A 3890-nucleotide genomic window follows, 5' to 3' on the forward strand; every position below is an offset into this window, starting at 1 on the left:
CCGGTCTGATCGCCGCCGCAGGAGGGGCAGTGGGGGTCCGGCGCGACCCTCACGGTTCGGGTCACGGCCGAGAGGGCGTCATAGACGAGCAGCCGGCCGGCGAGGCTTTCGCCGGCGCCGGTGACCAGCTTGATCGCTTCCAGGGCCATCATGGCGCCGATGACGCCGGCCAGGGCCCCGATCACGCCCACCGCCTGGCAGGTCTCGACCTCCGGCGGAATCTCCGGGACCAGGCAGCGGTAGCAAGGGCGGCCGGTGAAGACGCCCACCTGACCCGTCCACCGACCGATGGCGCCGGAGACAAGGGGGGTCCCGGTCGCCGTGCAGGCGTCGCTCACCGCCAGCCGGGTGGCGAAATCATCGGTGCCGTCGAGGACCAGGTCAAAGCCCTCGATCAGGTCGCGCGCGTTCAGGGCGTCGACGGTCAGCTGCAGGGCCTGGGTTTCCACGTGAGGATTGAGGTCGGTGAGCCGACGAAGTCCGGCGTCCACCTTGGACCGTCCCCGGTCCGTGGTGGTGAAGATCACCTGCCTCTGGAGGTTGGAGGTCTCCACCCGGTCGGGATCGGCGATCACCAGTCCGCCCACCCCCGCCGCAGCGAGGTAAAGGCTGGCCGGGGCCCCGAGCCCGCCCATGCCGACAATCAGGATTCGGGCGGCTCTGAGCTTCTGCTGGCCCGGACCGCCGATCTCGCGCAGGACAAGATGACGGGCGTAGCGTTCGACCTCGTCGTCGCTGAAGACCGGGCCCGGGCTCACCAGGCCAGAGCCTGCGGGCGTCTGGCCTGTTGGAGGGCGGCCTCCAGGCGGCGCTTCAGCTCCTCGCGGGCCTTGGGTCCAAGGGCGCGTCCGACCGGGACGTCGCGTCCCGAAACCGACAGGCGCAGGTCGACGATCCGGTCGTCCTCGGTCTCGGCGGACAGGTGGGTGAAGGCGGTCGGACCCTCCCAGACCAGAACACGCCGGCGGGGGGTCTCCTCGGTCAGACGCACCCGGCTTTCCGTGACCACCACCCGCTCGATCCGCCGGGCCGAGGCGAAGCTGACGGCGAAGGCCACGACGATGGCCAGGACGTCGAGGCCCAGGAAGAAGGGCACCAGGGTGGCCCCCATGGACAGGAAGACCGCGGCGGTGACGCAGTGGATGGCGGTGATGACGGAGATGAGGATGATGAAGCCCCGGTCCGACAGGGACCGGTGCGGACGGATCTCGACATTCAGGAGTTCAAGATCGTTCATCGCCTGATGACCTAGCCCGAGACGCGCCTGCGGGGAAGCCCTTCAACCTCCCTGGCGACGGCGATGGAGTTCCAGCCGCACGCGCCGGAGAAGGGGCAGGGCCGCGGCGAGGTCCGGCGCCGGGAGGGCGGCGAGGAAGGTCTCCAGCAGGGGATCAAGAGCGGCGACCGCCTCGTCCCGCCGCCGACGGCCCTCGGGCGTCAGGGCGATGATCTTGGCCCGCCCGTCCCGGGGATCCTGGGACAGGTGGACCAGACCGCGGGCTTCGAGGCGCTTCAGGAGGGCGGTGACCGCGCCCTTGGAGACCTGGAGCGCCCTGGCGAGCCGGGCCGGGGACTCCGTCCCGCCCCTGGCGACCAGATGGTTCAGGAGGCCGAAGCTGGCCATGCTGACGCCCTCCGGAAGCACGCGCTCCATTTCCGTGCTGGCCAGCTGGTCGATCACAGAAATTTCGAGGAAGAACTCGAAGGCGACGGGATGCCGGGAGGGCGTGGTCATCCGACGGAACTCAGAGGCGTCGCCGATAGGACGCCCTGTGCTGGTAGACGGAAAGTCCGGAGGCGGCAACGGTCAATGCGCTACAGGTCCCGGTTGCTGTCGAGGTACTCGCGGATCCTTCGGAGCTCGGGATGGATCCTGCGGATGGCCGCGAGATCCATCTCGCTTTCGAAACGGGCCACGAGGGGCGCCGTTGCGTCGAGGGCGGCCTGTCGGGCGGCGAAGCCTTCGGGGGTGAGTCTCACCCTTTTTCCCCTGCCGTCCCTAGGGTCCGGCTCCAGGGTGATGAAGCCTTCCGCCGAAAGCTTGCGGAGCACCCCGGTGACGGCTCCGCGGGTCACCTGGAGGGCGCGCGCCAGGGCGCCCGGGGAAGCGGTTTCCTGGCCCATCCGAACCATGTGATTCAACACGCCGAAGCCGGCGAGGGACAGGCCCCTTGGCAACCTGCGCGCCAAGAACGCGTCGACCAGTTGGTCGATGATCGCAATGTCCGTGAAAAACGCGTTCAGGTCCGGAGGTCGTTCGCTCATCCTCCGGGTGTCGTCATACGCGGAGCAGATCGTCAAGCCTGCGCCTTGGCGTCGGTCCGCTCGGAGACGGTACGGCGCCCAGTCGGACCAGCATCTGCACCGGCGCGTCGGGGCGCGCCCCGAGCAGGGATTGAACCCTTGCATAGGGCCCGGCCATTTCCGGGAACTCCTGAAGGGCCATGCTCCAGGGGTGCATGGCCAGTCCCTGGACCGCGGCGGCGAGCTGGGCTCTGGCGTAGGCGCGCCCCGCAGCGAGCTGGGCCGACCGATCCGCCGTCTCCGATCGGATCCAGAAGAAGGCCGGTGTGGCCTCGATCATCTTCTCGAACATGTCGTTGCTGGACTTGCTGGCGCTGGAATTCGGATCGGCCAGGGCCTCTCGCGTCAGAATGCCCAGGCCGGCCATGACGTCCATCATGCCCCCGGACAGGGCGATCCCGTCGGGGTTTCGCGCCACCTCCGCCTTCCCGATCCGGATCAGGTTGACGGACTCCATGTGGGTACGCTTCGTCCCGGTCTCGATCCGCCAGCCCTCCAGGCAGACGTCGATGAGGCTCCGCCGCAGACCGGCCTCCCGGGTCTCGCCGGGGATCAGTCCGGGCGCCTGGGCCGCCTGCAGAACGGCGGCCACCGCCGCGTCGGCCGGAGGCGTCGGGACAAACGGCGCCTTTTCGGTCCGACGCTTCGGGATCTGCTCGAACAGAGGGCCAGGGACGATGCCGGGAGCTGGCCGCAGGGTCACGCGAGCGAAGGGGCGATCGTCCAGCGCGGCCTCCGGGGCGCCGTCCGGCCAGACCTGGATGTCTGCCGTTCGACCGATCCGCGGGGCCGACTGAGCGACCATCTCCAGGAAGGCGCCGCATCCCAGGACGACCTGCCGGCCAAAGGGGTCCGTCTCCGGCAGAAGGCGGGTCCGGTCGATGAAGAGGCTCATCGCGTCCGATCCCTCGAGCCGGACCTGCCAGGACTGGCGATTGTGCGGGTTCGGCGCCAGCAGACCGTGCGCGAGAACGAAGCGCCTTGGATCGGTCTCCCCCTGGCCGGGGTCTCTCCAGGCGGCGTAGGGGTCAGGCCCCGGAGCGGCGGCCACGCATCCGGTGGTGGCCAGGATCGATGTGGCGGAAAGCACCTCGAGGATGTGGCGGCGGGTCGGCATGGTGGAACCTCTTGCTTAGGTCTAAACTAGATAGCTTAGGTCTAAGCATTGTGCAAGACCTTGTCGTGGCCGCAGGAGACGGAGATGATCCCGCATGTCCAAACCTCCCGCAAAGCGACGCGCCGCGCCCCGGAAATCCCCGGCGGAGCGCGCCAGGATCGAGGCCATCTTTGAACGGTTCGAGTCGGCCGAGTCCGACCCCCGGACGGAGCTCAGCTACACCTCGCCCTACACCCTGCTCGCGGCGGTCGCCCTCTCCGCCCAGGCGACGGACGTCTCGGTGAACAAGGCCACGGCTCGTCTGTTCGCCGTCGCCGATACGCCCGCGAAGATGCTGGCCCTCGGAGAGGAGGGGATCATCCCCTACATCGCCTCCATCGGCCTGTTCCGGACCAAGGCGAAGAACCTGGTGGCGGCGGCGCGCATCCTGGTCGAGCAGTACGGGGGCGAGGTTCCCCTCGAGCGGGAG

General features: G+C 69.1%; 5 protein-coding genes and 1 pseudogene. 1 reads left to right on the plus strand and 5 read right to left on the minus strand.

What is annotated here, in order from left to right:
* The 5 genes from IM632_RS13685 to IM632_RS13705 form a co-directional block, all read right to left on the minus strand.
* A partial coding sequence (locus tag IM632_RS13685) for a HesA/MoeB/ThiF family protein (protein ID WP_296552482.1) occupies window positions 1-758 on the minus strand: 758 nt, incomplete at its 3' end.
* Complete coding sequence (locus tag IM632_RS13690; RefSeq protein ID WP_296479686.1) at window positions 755-1237, minus strand: DUF2244 domain-containing protein; 483 nt, start codon at window positions 1235-1237, stop codon at window positions 755-757. The genes IM632_RS13690 and IM632_RS13685, both read right to left, overlap by 4 nt.
* A gap of 42 nt (window positions 1238-1279) precedes the next feature.
* The gene (locus IM632_RS13695) at window positions 1280-1735 is read right to left on the minus strand and encodes a MarR family transcriptional regulator (RefSeq protein WP_296479687.1); all 456 of its coding nucleotides are present in this window, start codon (window positions 1733-1735) and stop codon (window positions 1280-1282) included.
* 80 nt (window positions 1736-1815) lie between these two features.
* Window positions 1816-2265, minus strand: a complete 450-nt coding sequence (locus tag IM632_RS13700) for a MarR family transcriptional regulator (protein ID WP_296521098.1) — start codon at window positions 2263-2265, stop codon at window positions 1816-1818.
* A 13-nt stretch (window positions 2266-2278) separates the two neighbouring features.
* Complete coding sequence (locus tag IM632_RS13705) at window positions 2279-3421, minus strand: hypothetical protein (RefSeq protein ID WP_296503330.1); 1143 nt, start codon at window positions 3419-3421, stop codon at window positions 2279-2281.
* Window positions 3422-3515: 94 nt separating this feature from the next.
* Between IM632_RS13705 and IM632_RS13710 the strand changes: the two are divergent.
* Window positions 3516-3890: pseudogene (locus tag IM632_RS13710) on the plus strand (endonuclease III); the annotation flags it as partial.

Origin of the sequence: Phenylobacterium sp., from assembly GCF_020402505.1 — a bacterium.
Taxonomy (GTDB): Bacteria; Pseudomonadota; Alphaproteobacteria; order Caulobacterales; family Caulobacteraceae; genus Phenylobacterium.

Coding starts and splice junctions, on each gene's coding strand:
- IM632_RS13695 (WP_296479687.1), bottom strand. CDS start 1,735: ATGACCACGCCCTCCCGGCATCCCGTCGCCTTCGAGTTCTTCCTCGAA.
- IM632_RS13705 (WP_296503330.1), bottom strand. CDS start 3,421: ATGCCGACCCGCCGCCACATCCTCGAGGTGCTTTCCGCCACATCGATC.
- IM632_RS13690 (WP_296479686.1), bottom strand. CDS start 1,237: ATGAACGATCTTGAACTCCTGAATGTCGAGATCCGTCCGCACCGGTCC.
- IM632_RS13700 (WP_296521098.1), bottom strand. CDS start 2,265: ATGAGCGAACGACCTCCGGACCTGAACGCGTTTTTCACGGACATTGCG.